At 63.0% G+C, this 15666-nt stretch carries 17 protein-coding genes and 1 riboswitch; of the genes, 9 read left to right on the top strand and 8 right to left on the bottom strand.

Annotation, left to right across the window (positions count from 1 at the left end; translation table 11 throughout):
- Positions 1–238 precede the first annotated feature (238 nt).
- Both NCR39_RS21810 and NCR39_RS21805 read left to right on the top strand, forming a co-directional pair.
- Positions 239–613: a response regulator gene (locus NCR39_RS21810; protein ID WP_250454150.1), complete on the top strand. Its 375-nt coding sequence runs from the start codon at positions 239–241 to the stop codon at positions 611–613.
- A 120-nt stretch (positions 614–733) separates the two neighbouring features.
- Positions 734–1159 carry an organic hydroperoxide resistance protein gene (locus tag NCR39_RS21805; RefSeq protein ID WP_250454149.1) on the top strand — a complete coding sequence of 142 codons (426 nt, stop codon included), beginning with the start codon at positions 734–736 and terminating at the stop codon, positions 1157–1159.
- 86 nt (positions 1160–1245) lie between these two features.
- Here the strand turns inward: NCR39_RS21805 and NCR39_RS21800 are convergent, their stop codons facing one another.
- A complete protein-coding gene (locus tag NCR39_RS21800) occupies positions 1246–1473 on the bottom strand; it encodes a hypothetical protein (RefSeq protein WP_250454148.1) in 228 nt (75 codons plus the stop codon).
- Positions 1474–1949: 476 nt separating this feature from the next.
- Between NCR39_RS21800 and NCR39_RS21795 the strand changes: the two genes are divergently transcribed.
- From NCR39_RS21795 to NCR39_RS21785, 3 genes are all read left to right on the top strand, one after another.
- Complete coding sequence (locus tag NCR39_RS21795; RefSeq protein WP_250454147.1) at positions 1950–3074, top strand: glycosyltransferase; 1125 nt, start codon at positions 1950–1952, stop codon at positions 3072–3074.
- A gap of 150 nt (positions 3075–3224) precedes the next feature.
- Positions 3225–4214: a sulfonate ABC transporter substrate-binding protein gene (locus NCR39_RS21790; protein ID WP_250454146.1), complete on the top strand. Its 990-nt coding sequence runs from the start codon at positions 3225–3227 to the stop codon at positions 4212–4214.
- A gap of 118 nt (positions 4215–4332) precedes the next feature.
- Positions 4333–5775 carry an aminotransferase-like domain-containing protein gene (locus NCR39_RS21785; protein ID WP_250454145.1) on the top strand — a complete coding sequence of 481 codons (1443 nt, stop codon included), beginning with the start codon at positions 4333–4335 and terminating at the stop codon, positions 5773–5775.
- Positions 5776–5788: 13 nt separating this feature from the next.
- On the opposite strand, the gene NCR39_RS21780 is transcribed toward NCR39_RS21785, so the two are convergent.
- The gene (locus NCR39_RS21780; RefSeq protein WP_040050096.1) at positions 5789–5995 is read right to left on the bottom strand and encodes a DUF2970 domain-containing protein; all 207 of its coding nucleotides are present in this window, start codon (positions 5993–5995) and stop codon (positions 5789–5791) included.
- A 110-nt stretch (positions 5996–6105) separates the two neighbouring features.
- A complete protein-coding gene (locus NCR39_RS21775) occupies positions 6106–6891 on the bottom strand; it encodes a substrate-binding domain-containing protein (RefSeq protein ID WP_250454144.1) in 786 nt (261 codons plus the stop codon).
- A 236-nt stretch (positions 6892–7127) separates the two neighbouring features.
- On the opposite strand from NCR39_RS21775, the gene NCR39_RS21770 reads away from it, so the two are divergent.
- The 3 genes from NCR39_RS21770 to NCR39_RS21760 all read left to right on the top strand — a co-directional run bounded on the left by NCR39_RS21770 (position 7128) and on the right by NCR39_RS21760 (position 8837).
- Complete coding sequence (locus NCR39_RS21770; RefSeq protein ID WP_250454143.1) at positions 7128–7358, top strand: hypothetical protein; 231 nt, start codon at positions 7128–7130, stop codon at positions 7356–7358.
- Between the two features lie 101 nt (positions 7359–7459).
- On the top strand, positions 7460–7963 hold the full coding sequence (locus NCR39_RS21765; RefSeq protein WP_250454142.1) for a GNAT family N-acetyltransferase: 504 nt from the start codon (positions 7460–7462) through the stop codon (positions 7961–7963).
- 88 nt (positions 7964–8051) lie between these two features.
- Positions 8052–8240, top strand: a riboswitch (FMN riboswitch).
- A 96-nt stretch (positions 8241–8336) separates the two neighbouring features.
- Positions 8337–8837: a 6,7-dimethyl-8-ribityllumazine synthase gene (locus NCR39_RS21760; RefSeq protein ID WP_250454141.1), complete on the top strand. Its 501-nt coding sequence runs from the start codon at positions 8337–8339 to the stop codon at positions 8835–8837.
- A 56-nt stretch (positions 8838–8893) separates the two neighbouring features.
- Here the strand turns inward: NCR39_RS21760 and NCR39_RS21755 are convergent, their stop codons facing one another.
- The 5 genes from NCR39_RS21755 to NCR39_RS21735 are packed head-to-tail and all read right to left on the bottom strand — an operon-like array spanning position 8894 to position 14260.
- Complete coding sequence (locus NCR39_RS21755) at positions 8894–9913, bottom strand: ABC transporter substrate-binding protein (protein ID WP_250454140.1); 1020 nt, start codon at positions 9911–9913, stop codon at positions 8894–8896.
- A gap of 26 nt (positions 9914–9939) precedes the next feature.
- Positions 9940–10848 (bottom strand): SMP-30/gluconolactonase/LRE family protein, encoded by a 909-nt coding sequence (locus NCR39_RS21750; protein WP_250454139.1) that lies wholly within the window; start codon positions 10846–10848, stop codon positions 9940–9942.
- Between the two features lie 27 nt (positions 10849–10875).
- The gene (locus tag NCR39_RS21745; protein ID WP_250454138.1) at positions 10876–11847 is read right to left on the bottom strand and encodes an ABC transporter permease; all 972 of its coding nucleotides are present in this window, start codon (positions 11845–11847) and stop codon (positions 10876–10878) included.
- Positions 11844–12779 carry an ABC transporter permease gene (locus NCR39_RS21740; RefSeq protein WP_250454137.1) on the bottom strand — a complete coding sequence of 312 codons (936 nt, stop codon included), beginning with the start codon at positions 12777–12779 and terminating at the stop codon, positions 11844–11846. The genes NCR39_RS21745 and NCR39_RS21740 overlap by 4 nt, the downstream gene beginning before the upstream one ends.
- Positions 12776–14260: a sugar ABC transporter ATP-binding protein gene (locus NCR39_RS21735; protein ID WP_250454136.1), complete on the bottom strand. Its 1485-nt coding sequence runs from the start codon at positions 14258–14260 to the stop codon at positions 12776–12778. Before NCR39_RS21735 ends, NCR39_RS21740 begins: the two co-directional genes overlap by 4 nt.
- Before the next feature lie 618 nt (positions 14261–14878).
- Between NCR39_RS21735 and budC the strand changes: the two genes are divergently transcribed.
- Entirely contained in the window at positions 14879–15649 is a 771-nt protein-coding gene (budC, locus tag NCR39_RS21730) for a meso-2,3-butanediol dehydrogenase (protein ID WP_250454135.1), read from the top strand.
- The last annotated feature ends 17 nt before the right edge of the window (positions 15650–15666 follow it).

The following is a 15666-nucleotide window of genomic DNA, read 5'->3' as shown; positions in this document are numbered from 1 at the left end:
TGGAGAGGAGAGGAAGGGGGTCGGCGGCAATGATACGCTAAGCGCCGCCGGCCTTTTGTGCGAACCCGCTTCGACATCGCGACTTCGGGCGTATCGATTGCTCATACCTGTTACGAAAGCAGGACTCAATTGGCGCGGCTCTTGTCGCGCTTGCGTCAAGAAGAAGGCAAGCATGACCGAAGACAACGCGTTCGCCGTCCCTCCGAAATGCGCGATCTGGACGAGCAGAAGGCAGGCCGTGGAATCACCTCGTGTTCTTGTCGTCGATGACTATGTCGATACCGCGGATGCAATCGGCATGGTCCTCGCGATCGAAGACTTTCCGACACGCGTGGTCTATGGCGGCCAGGAAGCGATCGACGTGGCAAGGCAATGGCAGCCGGACATCGTGATGCTCGACATCTGGATGCCCGATGTGTCCGGCATCGAAGTTGCAATACGCCTGCGCGCCGATCCGCTCACATCGAACGCGATCCTCGTCGCGCATTCGGCGGTATCGAGCACGGAAGACGTGAACGCGGTGAGGCTCGCGCACTTCGACGCGTACTGCTCCAAGCCTACCGATCCTTCCATGCTGGGGCCGCTGCTCCGGTATCTTTGCCGCGGCGGCTGAAATAATCATCGTCCATTGCCGATCGACGCACGCGCGAGCGCCGCTGCGTGCCTTTTAGTATGCTTGTGCCTGATGCTCCGGGAAGTTGTTCTTCACCTTCATACGACAAAGGACACTGGAATGACGATCGAAAAAGTCTTGTACCGCGCACATGCGCACGTGACCGGCGGGCGCGATGGACGCGCGACCATCCCTGACAGCAATCTCGATCTCCGTCTGACCACGCCGAAGGAACTCGGCGGCGGAGGCGGCGACGGCACGAACCCCGAGCAACTCTTCGCGGCAGGTTATAGCGCGTGCTTCATCGGCGCGATGAAGTTTGTCGGCGCGCGAGACAAGATCGATGTGCCGAAGGATCTCGCAGTCGATGGCAGCGTCGGCATCGGGCAGATTCCGAATGGCTTCGGCATCGAGGTCGAACTCAAGATTTCACTGCCGGGCATGGATCGCGAAGAGGCGCAGCAGTTGATCGACAAGGCACACGTCGTTTGCCCTTATTCGAATGCAACGCGCAATAACATCGACGTCAAGCTGACGCTCATCTGACGCTGCGTGCAGCGAGTTCTCCGGCGGCTTCAATGCGGTGCATCAAACCGCGAAGCCGCTTAAGCAAAAGCGCGAGCGTCAGAAACTCACGCATCGGATCGTTGCGGGTCCAGCAGTCCGTTCAATGCCAGCCATCCGCAGAGCCAGCTTACCGCCGCCGTCGCCGATGCGCTCTCCGTATCCGACACCGCGATCTGCTCGAAGCGAAACTCCTGACTATCCCGGCTGATCACTGCAATCGCGGTGTATGCGCCACAACGGGGCACGGTCGTGACCTGAAGCGTCCATCCGTGGTAGTCCTCACTTCTGTACATGAATCGTTCCTGTCGATGAATCGGAAGCGCTAACGTGCCTTGGCATAGTGCAGCCGTGCACCGGCTCGCGCAAATTCACCCAGCCAATTATTTCAAATTCAGCTTCGAAGGCCGCCTAACGAACGAACGGACGTTTCTCCTATGCAAGGCAAACGTTTTTTTCTGCTGCGGCTAATGAAAATCCCGACTATGCTACCGCGTAACGCAGGATCGTCCCGTTCTCCTCATTGAATACCCGTTGAATGAAGGGACGCGACGATGCATTTCACCATCGTCCCGCAGCCTGCGAAGCAAATGCGTCACCCCGTTGTTCGATGTGGCTTCAATGTTGCTCCTCTCCCCGGCAGTTGCGTTCCGCTTCAGCGTGCACTCTGCACTGACTGACCGATCGACGTCGATAGCGAATGAAGGAGTGTTTCATGGCGCAAGAGAAACGGGCAGTCATCATTTGTTCACAAGACGCCTTTGCAAATGGCGTGAAGCCCAAAGAGCTCGAAGCGTACCTCGGCCGCAATGGTTATACATCGGTGATCCGCTTCGACTCGAACAAGTTGTCGAGGCTCGCCAAGACCGGCATTCGTCGATTGCTGCCTTCTCCGCAACTCCTGAAGCTGCGACTCTACGTGCATGAAGCGATGCTGGCGATCGCCGTGCACATAGGCGGTGCGACCTGTAAAGCAGCGACCTCTCATCTGCTATGGCGTCTGATGGTCTTGCGCGGCAAGGTGCTGCAGAAGACGTTGCGCGGCCAGGGCCACTTCGACCTGCTTATTTGCGAAAGCAATCTCGACGAAGCCGTGACGCTCGGCGAACGCGTGGCCGACGTGCAGATTCTGGACCTGCCCTCGCCCTTTGCCGAAGAACTGCGCTTCGGCGGCGAATTGAGCGATGCGGGATACACGAAACTACGCGATATCGAAGTCGAATCGTATGCCGCCGCCGACTATCTCTCGTTTCATTGGCATACCTATGCGGACTATGTACGGCAGACAAAGTACAACGGTGCCAACTTTCTGCCGATCACTTACGGCACGCACAAGAAGACGAAGCTGGCTCGCTATAACAAGCAGCCGCGCATTATCTTTCTTGGTTATCTCGGCGGCTATTGGGTGAATCTGCCGCTGCTGTCGCAGCTATGCAAGCTCTACCCGATGCTCGACGTCTACGGCGGCCCGGAGCCCGACGCGTCGCTGGGTATCAATTACAAGGGATACGCGCCTTCGACCGATGTGATCGCGGATTATCAGTTCGGGCTTATCACCATCAGCAACGACGAGTTGCGGCAGCATAGTTTTTCGTCGAAGCATCTGGAATACATCTCGTACGGCGTGCCGGTATTGACGCCCGCCTGGCGAAGAGACGCGGCACTCGACGATAGTTCCATCTACTACACGGCCGAGGATTTCCTTGAACAGGTGGCGCGCGCGAGCACCGAAGAGGCCTGGCAAAGTCTTCACGCCGCTGCGCTCAAAGATGCGGCGCGCTTTAGCTGGGATAACGCGCTGAAGGCGCTGGACGTCAGCCCGAAGCCGAGCGAGGTCAGGCAGGCCGACGTCGAACTCGAACCGCATGGTCAGGGCGCGATGCGGACGTATCCCTGATACATCGCTGCATGCGCGGGCGCTTCGGGCGAGAAGCGAAATGGATATGACGCGCCGTGCCATAGCGTTATGCCGATTGCTACGTTTGCATGGGCGGCGCCGCGCTTTAGCATCTGAAGTCCTTCATATGCCAAAGCGCCCGATCCGCCCATGTCCGAAAACAGAAAGGCCGCCGACCGTCGCGCGTTTCTCTCCTTCTCCGCGCGGGCCGCGATGGCCGCTGCATCGCTCGCCGCCGCGCCCGCTTCGTTCGCGCAGCAGGCCGCATCGGCGCAGCCGCGCGTGCTGCGCGTCGGTAATCAAAAGGGTTATCTGAATCTGCTGAAGGGTCGCGGAACGCTCGAAAAGCGGCTCGCGCCGCTCGGCGTATCGGTGACGTGGACCGAGTTCACCGCCGGGCCGGTGCAGCTCGAAGCGCTCAACGTCGGCTCGATCGACTTCGGCGATGTCGGCGAAGCGCCGCCCATCTTCGCGCAGGCCGCCGGCGCACCGCTCGCCTACGTCGCGGCCACGCCGACGCGCCCGCAATCCGAAGCCGTGCTCGTTCCGGCGCAATCGCCGGTCAGGACGGTCGCGGACCTGAAAGGCAAACGCGTCGCGCTGAACAAGGGCAGCAACGTCCATTACTTTCTCGTGAAACTGCTGGCCCGGCACGGCCTGCAATACAGGGATATCAACGTCGTCTTCCTCCCGCCCGCCGATGCGCGCGCCGCCTTCGAGCGCGGCTCGATCGATGCATGGGTCATCTGGGATCCGTTCTTCGCGGCTGCGCAAAAGACGCTGAATGCGCGCATCGTCGCGGATGCGAGCGGCGTCGTCGGCAATCGGGCGTACTACTTCTCGTCGCAGAACTATGTGGCGAAGAATGCCGATGTGATACGCATCGTCATCGACGAAATCAGGGCGGTCGATCAATGGGGCAAGCAGAATCCCGACGCGCTCGCGAGCGAACTCGCGAAGCTCTGGGGCTTGCCGAAGCCCGTCGTCGATCTCGCGGTGAGCCGGCAGGTGTTCGGCACGGAAGCGATCACGCGCGAGATCATCGGCGAGCAGCAGCAGATTGCCAACACGTTCCTCGATCTCGGGCTGTTGCCGAAACAGGTCGATGTCGCGAAGGCCGCGCCGCCGGGCCTCGCCTGAAGACATCGCACGTAGGCGGCGCGTCCGCCTATGCCGTGGGGTTGCGCGGTAGACAGTTAGTTGCGAACGATAAACAGCGCTAACATCACGGCATCGCTCACTCTTCCCGCTCCCTTCGATGAAGCGCTACGAGGCACTCGCCGCCCGCCTGGCCGACGACATCCGCGCGGGCCGCATCCCGGTCGGCGCGCGCCTGCCCTCGTTGCGGCAGCTCATCGCGCAACATGGCGTCAGCCAGTCGACGGTCTTTCGCGCCTGTTATCTGCTCGAAGAATGGGGACTCGTGCGCGCCGAAGAGCGCTCCGGCTACTACGTCACGCCGGGCGCGAGCGTGAGGCAAACGCCTTCGCGCACGGCATCGTTCGCCGATTCGAGCAAGGTCGAGATCAGCGATCTCGTGTTCTCCGTGCTGCAGGCCGCGAAGCATCCGGATATCGCGCCGCTCGGCTCGGCGTTTCCGTCGCCGCTGCTGTTTCCGTCGGCGCGGCTTTTGAAGTCGCTCACGCAGGGCACGCGATCGCTGAGTCCGTGGAGCACGGTATCGGACCTGCCGCCCGGCAACGACGCGCTGCGCAAGCAAATCGGCCTGCGCTATGTCGGCACCGGCGTGTCCGTTCCCGCCGATGAAATCGTGGTCACGAGCGGCGCGCTCGAAGCGCTCAACCTCTGTCTGATGGCGGTCACGCGCCCCGGCGATGTCGTGGCCGTCGAATCGCCGGGGTTCTATGCGGCGCTACAGGCCATCGAGCGGCTCGACTTGCGCGCGGTCGAGATTCCGGTGCATCCGGCGACCGGCCTCGATCTCGACGCGCTCGCCGCCGCCCTCGACAAGCATCCGATACGCGCCTGCTGGTTCATGACGAACTTTCAGAATCCGACGGGCGCGACGCTCGGCGTCGAGAAGAAGAAGGCGCTCGTCGAGATGCTCGCGCGGCGCGAGATTCCGCTGATCGAGGACGATGTCTATCAGGAACTGCACTTCGGGCGCGAGCGTCCGCTGCCCGCGAAAGCCTTCGATACGCAGGGCCTCGTCATGCATTGCAGCTCGTTTTCGAAGACGCTTGCGCCGGGGTATCGGATAGGCTGGACGTCGGCGGGACGCTTCGCCGACAAGGTGCAGCGCCTCAAGCTGATGACGACGCTTTCCGCGAGCATTCCGGCGCAAGCCGGCATCGCCGATTATTTGCAGTCCGGCGGCTACGACAAACACTTGCGCAAGCTGCGCGCCGCGCTGCGCTCGCAACTGACGACGATGGAAGCCGCCCTCTCGCGCTCGCTGCCCGCCACGGTGCGATGGACGACGCCCGCCGGCGGCTACTTCGTGTGGCTCGAACTGCCCGAAGCGGTCGATGCCATGGCGCTGCACCGGCTGGCGATCGCGCGCGGCATCAGCATTGCGCCGGGCCCGATGTTCTCGGTCACGCATTCGTTCGAGAACTGCATCCGGCTGAACTTCGGGCATCCGTGGGACGCGCGCATGGATCACGCGATCCGCGCGCTGGCCGAGATTCTCGACGATCCCGCCGCGCATTTGACCAACGCGGTGAGAACGGCTGCTTAGTGAGGAGTAGGCGTCAGAAGCCTTGCGTCGGCACGTTCGCGCCGTGCGTGACGAGCATGACGACACCGAAGATGCTCGCGCCGATGCAAAGCGCCAGCACCACCGCGATCACCGGCAGCAGGCTGAAGTTGACCTGCGCGAAATCCGCTTCATGCGACGCGCGCCTGCGCACGCCGAAGAAGCTCCACAGAACGATGCGGATCATCCGTAACAAGGCCATTTTTCTGCTCCCGGCTGGTTTGATGAGAACCATGTTGCGCGGGAATGGCCGGCGAAAAAAGCAGCAGATGCGGTCGATTCGTGCGAAGCAACGACCGCACGCTGCTTCGCTCAATGCGCGATGGAGTCCAGCCCCGTCTTCTGCACGGTCGGCTGCGCGGCCGGCGACGCGAGATATTGCAGGAGCGCGCGCGCTTCATCCGGATGCTTCGAGCTGACCGGAATGCCGGCCGCATAGCGCGTGACCGACTGCATCTCCTCGGGCACCTTGCCGACGAACGTGACGCCCGGCACCGGCAGCAACTCGGCCACCTGTTGGAAGCCGATCTCATAGTCGCCCTTCGCGACCACCGATGCCACCGGAATGCGCGGAATCATCGTCGCCTTCGGGCCGACTTGCTCTTCTATGCCGAGCTTCTTGAACATCTCGTTCTTGATGTACACGCCGCTCGCGCTATCCGAATACGCGACGGACTTCGCGTGCAACAGCGTCTCACGCAACGCATCGACGGTGCCGATGTCGGGCTTCGGCGCGCCATCGCGCACCACCATGCCGATACGCGAATCCGCCAATTCGACGCGCGATCCCGGGATGACCTTGCCTTCCTTGATGAGCCCGTCGAGCGCGTAGCCGACCATGATGACGACATCGGCGGGTTCGCCGCGCGCAAGACGGTTGGGGATGGATTGCGGCGACTGGCCCATCGACGGTCCGAGCACGGTGTCGAGCGTATTGCCGGTCTTCGCGGCGAAGCCGGGGCCGAGCGCGTTGTAAGCGGCCGTGAAGCCGCCGGATGTCAACACGTGAAGCTCTGCTGCGTGAACCGCGACGCCGCCGCATGCCGTGGTAGCGACGAAGGAGAATGCGGCGACCTTGCCTAGTAAGCGTCTTGTCATTTTGCGCGCAATGCGAGAGTGAGGGACGGCCGACATTTGACCGCATCATCCCGCGAGGGCGCAAGGCATTCGGAGCGCCGTGTCCGCAAGTCTCGCCATACGGACAGGCCACGGCTTTTCGTCGCTTCTTAGAATGCGGCGTATCGACCCTTCCGAAACGTTTGCTTCGGGTCGATCCGGTGATTTCTTCACGCACGATCAAGCGCTACATACATCAACCAAGAACTGGGAGAGCCATGATCATCTATCACCACGGAGCCGCATTCGAGCCCTTCGTCACGCGGGTCGGCACCGCGTTCATCGCGAAGGCTTCCATTCTCGAGACGGACGGCCATCTGACATCGCTCGGCGATCTCGGCGTGTTCGCGAGCGAAGAGAGCGCGTTCAAGTTCGCGGTGTATTGCGCGACGGCGTTCATCGAAGGCGACGAGTTGCCGGTCCCGCCATTGCAGGTTTGCGCGCTGTAGCTTCTCCGACCCATCGAGGCTCGCGCGTCGATGCCAGGTCTGCGGTTTGCTCGACGCTTCGTCGAGAAAGTGTCCATCACCGCAGATTGGGAGCGACCGCCGTGACGCCTTCAGGAACCGCCATCCTTGTCCAACGCGAAGACCCGTGGTCGCAAGACGCACGCGCGCTTCTCGACGAACTCAGCGCCATGCTCGCCGTCTTTTCCGGCGATAGCGGCCAGACCCGGTTCTGCCTTCAGGACGTCTGCTCGGCGAGAGGCGCGTTTCTCGTGGCGCGCGACGAGCTAGGCATCGCGCTCGGATGTGGTGCGTTTCGCCGCTTCGATTACGGCGTGGCCGAACTCAAGCGCCTCTATAGCCGACCCAATTCGTGCGGCGTGGGAAGCGCGCTGCTCGCTCAACTCGAAGCCGAAGCCGCCGCGGTCGGGTATCACAAGCTGTTGCTGGAAACGCGCGCCGTGAATCGCAGGGCTATCGCGTTTTATGAACGCAACGGCTTCCAGCCGACGAACCCGTTCGGCATCTACGTGCATCAGCCCGATGCGCGCTGCTTCGAGAAGACCATCGGCATCAAGATGGAGCCGCGTCGAATGGACGAGTGTTGATTGCCTCGAAACCCCGCAAAACGCGGGGTATTTTCGAGCGACGTCGTGTTTCGTGATACCGTACCCCCGTTCTTCGATACGACGAAGAACACGTTCTCGGGGCGGGGTGCGATTCCCCACCGGCGGTAATCGTCGCTATACGTGTCTCACGTTTTCAGCGACGTAGCCCGCGAGCGCTCATCGGTGTGACCGCGACGGCGGTATCGCAGCGAGCGAGGTCAGCAGACCCGGTTGGATTCCGGGGCCGACGGTATAGTCCGGATGAAAGAGAACAGGACAGCCGGTGCTTTTGCGCCCGACGTGTGCGCTTTCTTGCGCGTGCGAAGGCGTTCGGCTGTCCTTCGCCCTGTTCACACAAAACAGGCTGAAGTCCATGAACGCTTCCAACATCATCGAATCACAAGCAGTATCCGCTACAGGCTCCAATCGTCCGCGCATCGCGTTCGTTCAGGCGTGCTGGCATCGCGATATCGTCGATCAATGCAAGACCTCGTTCATCGAAGCCATGCAGCAATACGGCTATACGAAGGACGATATCGATCTCTTCGAAGTCGCCGGCGCATTCGAAATTCCGCTGCACGCGAAGCGTCTCGCGCTCTCCGGTCAATATGCGGGCATCGTCGCGGCGGGGCTCGTCGTCGATGGCGGCATCTATCGGCATGAGTTCGTCGCGCAGGCCGTCATCAACGCCTTGATGCAGGTGCAGCTCGAAACGGGCACGCCGGTATTCTCGGCGGTGCTCACGCCGCATCATTTCCATCATGGCGAAGAGCACATCGGCTTCTTCCGCGAGCATTTCCTCGTGAAGGGCCGCGAAGCAGCGCATGCTTGCGCCGACACGGTGAGCAAGCTGAGCGCGTTACCGGTCGCGTAAAGGCCCGCAGAACCTTTGGCACGTCACGGGCCATCGCGCCCGTGACGTGCTACACGTTACTTCTTGCCATCCACCACCGCCACGACTTCGTCGCGCGTGTATTCCTTGTTCGCGAGCGCACCGGTCGGCGTCTTCGCGAGCACCGCATCCAGCTCTTCGGGCTTCACTTCGAGCACCGGCATGCGAATGTCGTGCGGCATCTTCTTGCCCGCGAGCACTTGCTGCGTCACCCAGAATGCAAACGACGACGCGCCCGGCGGAATGGTCACCGACATCGTTTCATAGCCGCTCTTGCGCTGCTCGGCCCACCACGCAAGTTCTTCCTGCCGGTTGCCGAGAATGATGATCGGCGTCGGCCGTCCTGCCGCCTTGATCGCCTGCGCCGCACCGAAGCCATCGCCGCCTTGCGTGACCACGCCATCGATCTTCGGCAGCGTCGGCAGAATGCCCGCGACCTGCTTTTGCGCGACGGTCTGCGTCCAGTCGCCATGCACGGACCCGACGATCTTCATGCCCGGATACTTCTTCAGTTCATCGACGATGCCCTGGTGAATCTCGTCATCGACGGACACGCCCGCCAGCCCGCGAATCTCGAGCAGATTGCCCTTGCCGTTCAGCCGCTTCGCCAGATAATCGACCTGCATGCGTCCCATGCCCTGAAAGTCCACGGCGATGCGATACGCGCACGGCTCTGTCGCGATGCCGTCGAACGATACGACCGTCACGCCCGCGCCGCACGCCTGCTTGATGACGCCGTTGAGCGCCGTGGGCGAAACGGCATCGACGGCAATCGCCTTGTAGCCTTGCAGAATGAGGTTCTGCATCTGCTGGACCTGCTCGGTCGCCTGGCTCTCGGCCGTGGTGAAGCTCGGCGCGGCGGCGACGACCTTCTGCTTGACCGCCGCGTCCGCGACATTGGACCAGCTCTTGAGCATCTGTTGACGCCAGCTATTGCCCGCGTAGTTGTTCGACAACGCGATCTTCGCCGACGACGTATCGGCGCTCGCGACCTGCGCCATCGCCGCCGATGCAGCCAGCGCAGCACATGCCGCCGCCATGATCTTGATTACCTGCATGCTCCGTCTCCTTTAGTTATTCGATATCAGCGCGCCGCGCCGCGCACGCCCACATGCACCGCATACACGGATGAAGTCGCGGTAATGAAAAGCCGGTTGCACCGCAGCCCGCCAAACGTGAGGTTCGCGACGACTTCGGGAATCAGTATCTTGCCGAGCAGCGTGCCGTCCGGCGCATAGCAATGCACGCCGTCTTCGGCGCTCGTCCACACGTTGCCGTGCTCGTCCACGCGCATGCCGTCGGGCACGCCGCTTTGCATCGCGATGAACACGCGGCCATTGCGCAACGCGCCGTCGTCGGCGACATCGAAGACGCGAATGTGACGCGGCGCGTCGTCATCGTGCGAGGCCGCGGAATCCGCGATATAGAGCTTCGATTCATCCGGCGAGAACGCCAGGCCGTTCGGCTTCACGAAGTCGTCGGAAACGATGCGCACTTGCGCATCGCCGGGCGCGACGCGATACACGTTGCATCGCCCGATCTCGCTGTCCGCGCGATATCCTTCGTAGTCACTAATAATTCCGTAGTCGGGATCGGTGAACCAGATCGCACCGTGCGAATCCACGATCACGTCGTTCGGCGAGTTGAGCTGCTTGCCTTCGTAATGCGACGCGATCACCGTGATGCTGCCGTCATGCTCCGTGCGCGTCACGCGCCGCGCGCCATGCTCGCAACTGACGAGCCGCCCTTCGCGGTCGCGCGTGTTGCCGTTGCTGTAGTTCGACGGCGCGCGATACACGCCGACACCCATCCCCGGCGCCCAGCGCAGCATGCGGTTGTTCGGAATGTCGCTCCAGATGAGCAGATCCGCCGCCGGAAAATACACGGGCCCTTCGGCCCAGAGGCAATCGCCTGCGAGCTTTTCCATCGACGCATTCGGCTGAAGCAGCAGCCGGAAGCGCGCATCGTGCACTTCGAATTCGTTGGCTTTCATGTCTCCTTGTCCTTGTCATGAGCGATGTCAGCGCACGGCCTTGCCGCCCGCCGCCACCGTGACCGCGATGATGAGCACGCCATACACGATGGAGCGCACGCCTGCATCCGCGCCGACCGCGTTGAGCACGGCATTGGTGAGAAAGAGGAACATCGATGCGCCCCACACGCCCGCGATCGTCGCCTTGCCGCCGGCCACGAGCGTGCCGCCGATCACGACGACGGCAATCGAAATCAGCATGTATTCGACGCCCATGTCGAGCGACGCGCCGCCCGATGTCGCCGCGATCAGCAACGCGGTCAGCGACGCGATCATCGCCGACATCACGTAAGCCAGGCATCGCGTGCGATGCACGTTCACGCCCGCGAGCCACGCGGCGCGCGCGTTCTGCCCGATGGCGGAGAGCCTGCGCCCATACACCGCGCGATGCAGCAGCACGGCCAGCGCGATCGACAACGCGAGAGCCACGAGCGCGATATACGGCACGTCGAGCAAGCGCCCCGTCGCGAATGCGCCGAGCGCGGGCGGCGGCGGCGGAAGCTGCCTGCCTTGCGTGATGGCGACCGACTGAATGATGAAGCTCGACGAGAGCGTCGCGATGATCGGCGGAATGCGCAACATGCGGATGAGCGCGTAATTCGCGAGTCCGATCACGATACCCACGCCCAGCGCCGCCGCCACGCCGAGCACGATCCGGCCGTTCGCGCCGCCCATCACGTGCATGCCGACGACGCCGGCAAGCGCAATGGTCGAAGGCACCGACAAGTCGATGTTGCCTACGCCCGATGTGATGACGAGCATCTGCCCGAGACCGACGAGCACCATGAACACGCCATACGTGAGCGCCGTTTGCGCGACGTTGCTCGCAATGCCGAAGCCGAAGATCGCCACGATGGCGAGCCACACCAGCACGGCGCCGATGAAGGACCACGCCCACGGCGCCTGAATGGCCTTGATGCGCGACCACGCGCTTGCTTCGTTGTCGGCGATGCTGTTCATCGGCGTTCTCCGCGTTGCAGCAGCACGCGCAACGACAGGACCACGATCAGGATCGCGCCCTGCATGCCCACTTGCCAGTCGGACGAGATGTTGAGGAACGCGAGAAACGATGCCGCGAGCGTCAGCGTGATCGCGCCGAGCACCGCGCCGATCACCGAGACGCGCCCGCCCATGAACTCGCCGCCGCCGAGGATCACGGCGGCGATAGACAGCAACGTATAGCGCAACGCGAGGTTGGCATCGGCGGATGTGGTGAGGCCGAGCAACGAGAGGCCCGAGAGCACGCCGAACACGCCCGCGACGCCATAGAGCGTCGCCTTGCTGCGCACGAGCGACCAGCCGAAGCGCCGCATCGCGCGCGGATTGCCGCCCGCGCCGCGCACGCGCACGCCCGCCGACGAGCGCATCAACAGCAGATGCCCGACGATCGCGATCAGCACCGACCATACGATGGGCGCCGCGATGAACGGCGTCTGATAGTTCATCGCCGCGCCGAGCCATGCCGGACTCGTGCCGCCCGGCGACGGCAGCAGCACGATGGCGAGACCGCTCCACACGAACGAAAGCCCGAGCGTGACGACGATCGACGGTATCTGCCGCAACTCGATCAGCGCGCCCACGGCCGCGTAAGCGAGCACGCAGCCGGCGAGCGCGAGCACGCCGAGCCACGGCGTCTTCACGAGCAGCGTCGCGCCGATGCAGGCGACGAGACTCACGAACGGCCCGATGGAAAGATCGAGATCGTTGACGGTGATGATCGCGAGTTGCGCGAGCGTCGCGAGCACGATCGGCACGGCGAGATTCAATAGCAGGCTCGAACCGAAGTAGCTCATCACCGCAGGCTGCATGACGAGGATCGGGATCAGCACCGCGACGAGCGATATCGCGGGAAGCATCGCGCGCAAACGCGCCTGCGTGATGGCGAGTGTCATGCCGCCTGCTCCTCGAAACTGGCCGCGAGCAGCGCTTCTTCCGTGCATTCGTCGGCATGCAGCACGCGCGTGACGGCGGCCGAGCGGAACACGTAAGTACGGTCGCAATGCGACAGTTCTTCGTTTTCCGTCGTGTACCAGATGAAGGTACGGCCCTTCGCGGCTTCGTCGTGGACGAGCTGATAGATGTCGCGCTTCGTGCCGACATCGACGCCGCGCGTGGGATCGTCCATGAGGATCAAATCGGCGTCCGACGCGAGCGCCCGCGCGAACAACACCTTCTGCTGATTGCCGCCCGAGAGCGACAGAATGCCCGCGCTCATTGCAGCGCCGCGTATGCCGATCTTCGCGCGCCATGCTTCGACGACAGCACGCGCCGCCGCGAGATCGACGAGACCGCGCTTGCGCGGCGCGCCGCCGACGAGCCATCGCACGTCGAGATTCTGCGCGATGGACCAGATGGGAAACACGCCGTCGCGGCCGCGATCGCCCGCGACGAAGGCCACTTTCGCGCGGCTCGGTCCACGGCTCGTCGCGGCTTCGTAGATCGCGAGCAGCGCTTCGGTCTGCCCCTGGCCCGCGAGTCCCGCGAAGCCGATCACTTCGCCGCGCGATGCGTCGATATGCGTGTGACGCTTCGCGCCGACGTTCCACTCGAACTGCCGCTCGCGGTCGCGTCCGGTCTGCGCGCGCGCCGCGCCCGGCGCGCGCTCCGCTTCGAGATGCTGCCCCATCGCCTGAATGATCGATGCGCGGCTCGACTGCTCACGGCCAAGCACGCTGACGATGCTGCCGTCGCGCATCACCATCACGCGGTCGGCCACGCGTTCGATTTCGCCCAGCATGTGCGTGATGAGCAGGCACGTGATGCCGCCTTGCGCCGCCTTGCGCACGAACGCGAGCAACTGGTCGGCGGTATGCGCATCGAGCGATGAAGTCGGCTCGTCGAGAATCACGAGGCGCACGGGTTGATCGGTGACGGTGAAGCCTCGCGCGATCTCGACCATCTGCTGCTGCGTGAGCGTGAGATCGGAGACGAGTTCGTTGCCCTTCAGCCCGTTGCCCGGAAAGATTGCTTCGAGCTTCTCGCGCATGAGCTTCGTGGCCGTGCGCCGCCATCCGCGTCCACGCAGTTGCGGATGCACGATGCACATGTTCTCCGCGACCGTCAGGTTCGCGCACAGCGACAGCTCCTGGAACACGCAGCGCACGCCGGCTTCGCGCGCGGCGTTCGCGTCGTAATGCGGCGCGTCGCGGCCGTCCACTTCGATGCGGCCCTGCGTCGGCGCATGCACGCCCGCCAGCACGGCCATCAGCGTGGACTTGCCCGCGCCGTTGTGTCCCGCAATGCCGACGCACTCGCCCTGCATGAAGGTGAAGTCCACGTCGCTCAGCGCGCGCACGCGCCCGAAGGTCTTGCCGATGCCTTCGAAGCGTATCAGCGCTTCACGTCCGGCAACGGTGTCTCCTGTTCCGCCCATTCACATGCTCCATGCGTGGCGTTATGTTGGCGTTGCTTCGGTATGCTTGGCTCTTCGGAACATCGTGTCTCCTTTATTCTTGTGCTGAAGTCTTTTGTCGGTTCAATGCGTGATGCGTCAGCGCGATCTCTGCGATGCGCGCTGACAAGGAAGCGAAAGGTGCGGGGATGGATATGAGCCCGCGATGGAAGCGAGGCGCATGAAGACGCGGCGGCGAGCGCCGGCATGGAAGTACTGAAACGACATCATCATGAGCACGCCTCTTTGGAGCGCATCCGCGAAAACGCCGATGCTCTGCTTTCAAACAGTTGCCTTCAGGATTGCCTTCAGTTTCGTTGCGGTCTGGCCAATTTGAGTGGTCAGGCCACTGGACCGCCGAGGCAGTATAGCGACTGCAATTGCGTCGTGCAATTCGATTAACGAAGCGGGTAATGAAACGCGAATGAACCTGCCGATGGATGTGCCGAGCCTCAGGCCGAACGCGCCGCGAAGATCGCGATGCGCGCGCATCTGCGCAACGTGCATCGCCGATTGTTCGCCGATTAGCCTTCGTTCAGGTCTCCTTCGCTGGAACGAAACGTGCAATTACGCGTGTATCGACACCACCGGTACACGCATATGGACACCTCCCGCTTTACATCGAAAGTCGTCATCGTGACGGGCGCAGGCTCGGGCATCGGCGAAGGCACGGCGCGCCGGTTCGCCGCCGAAGGCGCGAATGTCGTGCTGGCCGGGCGCACACAGGAGAAGCTCGAACGCGTCGCGCGCGATCTCGACTCCGAACGCACGCTCGTTCACCGTTGCGACGTCTCGCGTTATGCGGACGCCGAGGACTTGATCGAGGCCGCCGTCGCGCGTTTCGGGCGCATCGACGTGCTCGTGAACAACGCGGGCGTCGCGCCGACGGGACGCATCGATGAAGCATCGCTCGACGACTGGCACACGATCATGTCGACCGATCTCGACGGCGTCTTCTATTGCAGCCGCGCGGCCATCCGTCATCTGATCGAGACGAAGGGTTCGATCGTCAATGTGTCGTCGGTATCGGGACTGGGCGGCGACTGGGGCATGAGTTTCTACAACGCGGCCAAGGGCGCGGTGACCAACTTCACGCGCGCGCTCGCGATGGATCATGGCCGCGACGGCGTGCGCGTGAACGCCGTGTGCCCGAGCCTGACCGCGAGCGATCTCACGCAGGACATGCTCGATAACGAGCAACTGATGGCGAAGTTTCGCGAGCGCATTCCGCTGGGCCGCGCTGCACAACCGGACGATATCGCCGCTGTCATCGCGTTCCTCGCAAGCGACGACGCGCGCTTCGTCACGGGCGTGAATCTGCCTGTCGATGGCGGCCTGAGCGCGTCCAACGGACAGCCGCCGCAAGCGTAGAACGTTGCGTCGAGGAA

Source organism: Caballeronia sp. ATUFL_M2_KS44, from assembly GCF_023630965.1.
Lineage (GTDB): Bacteria > Pseudomonadota > Gammaproteobacteria > Burkholderiales > Burkholderiaceae > Caballeronia > Caballeronia concitans.
This window is presented reverse-complemented; position numbering and strand designations above follow the sequence as displayed.

Coding starts and splice junctions, on each gene's coding strand:
- NCR39_RS21805 (WP_250454149.1), top strand. CDS start 734: ATGACGATCGAAAAAGTCTTGTACCGCGCACATGCGCACGTGACCGGC.
- NCR39_RS21780 (WP_040050096.1), bottom strand. CDS start 5,995: ATGGCCTTGTTACGGATGATCCGCATCGTTCTGTGGAGCTTCTTCGGC.
- NCR39_RS21755 (WP_250454140.1), bottom strand. CDS start 9,913: ATGCAGGTAATCAAGATCATGGCGGCGGCATGTGCTGCGCTGGCTGCA.
- budC (WP_250454135.1), top strand. CDS start 14,879: ATGGACACCTCCCGCTTTACATCGAAAGTCGTCATCGTGACGGGCGCA.
- NCR39_RS21760 (WP_250454141.1), top strand. CDS start 8,337: ATGAACGCTTCCAACATCATCGAATCACAAGCAGTATCCGCTACAGGC.
- NCR39_RS21740 (WP_250454137.1), bottom strand. CDS start 12,779: ATGACACTCGCCATCACGCAGGCGCGTTTGCGCGCGATGCTTCCCGCG.
- NCR39_RS21735 (WP_250454136.1), bottom strand. CDS start 14,260: ATGGGCGGAACAGGAGACACCGTTGCCGGACGTGAAGCGCTGATACGC.
- NCR39_RS21785 (WP_250454145.1), top strand. CDS start 4,333: ATGAAGCGCTACGAGGCACTCGCCGCCCGCCTGGCCGACGACATCCGC.
- NCR39_RS21745 (WP_250454138.1), bottom strand. CDS start 11,847: ATGAACAGCATCGCCGACAACGAAGCAAGCGCGTGGTCGCGCATCAAG.
- NCR39_RS21790 (WP_250454146.1), top strand. CDS start 3,225: ATGTCCGAAAACAGAAAGGCCGCCGACCGTCGCGCGTTTCTCTCCTTC.
- NCR39_RS21800 (WP_250454148.1), bottom strand. CDS start 1,473: ATGTACAGAAGTGAGGACTACCACGGATGGACGCTTCAGGTCACGACC.
- NCR39_RS21750 (WP_250454139.1), bottom strand. CDS start 10,848: ATGAAAGCCAACGAATTCGAAGTGCACGATGCGCGCTTCCGGCTGCTG.
- NCR39_RS21770 (WP_250454143.1), top strand. CDS start 7,128: ATGATCATCTATCACCACGGAGCCGCATTCGAGCCCTTCGTCACGCGG.
- NCR39_RS21775 (WP_250454144.1), bottom strand. CDS start 6,891: ATGACAAGACGCTTACTAGGCAAGGTCGCCGCATTCTCCTTCGTCGCT.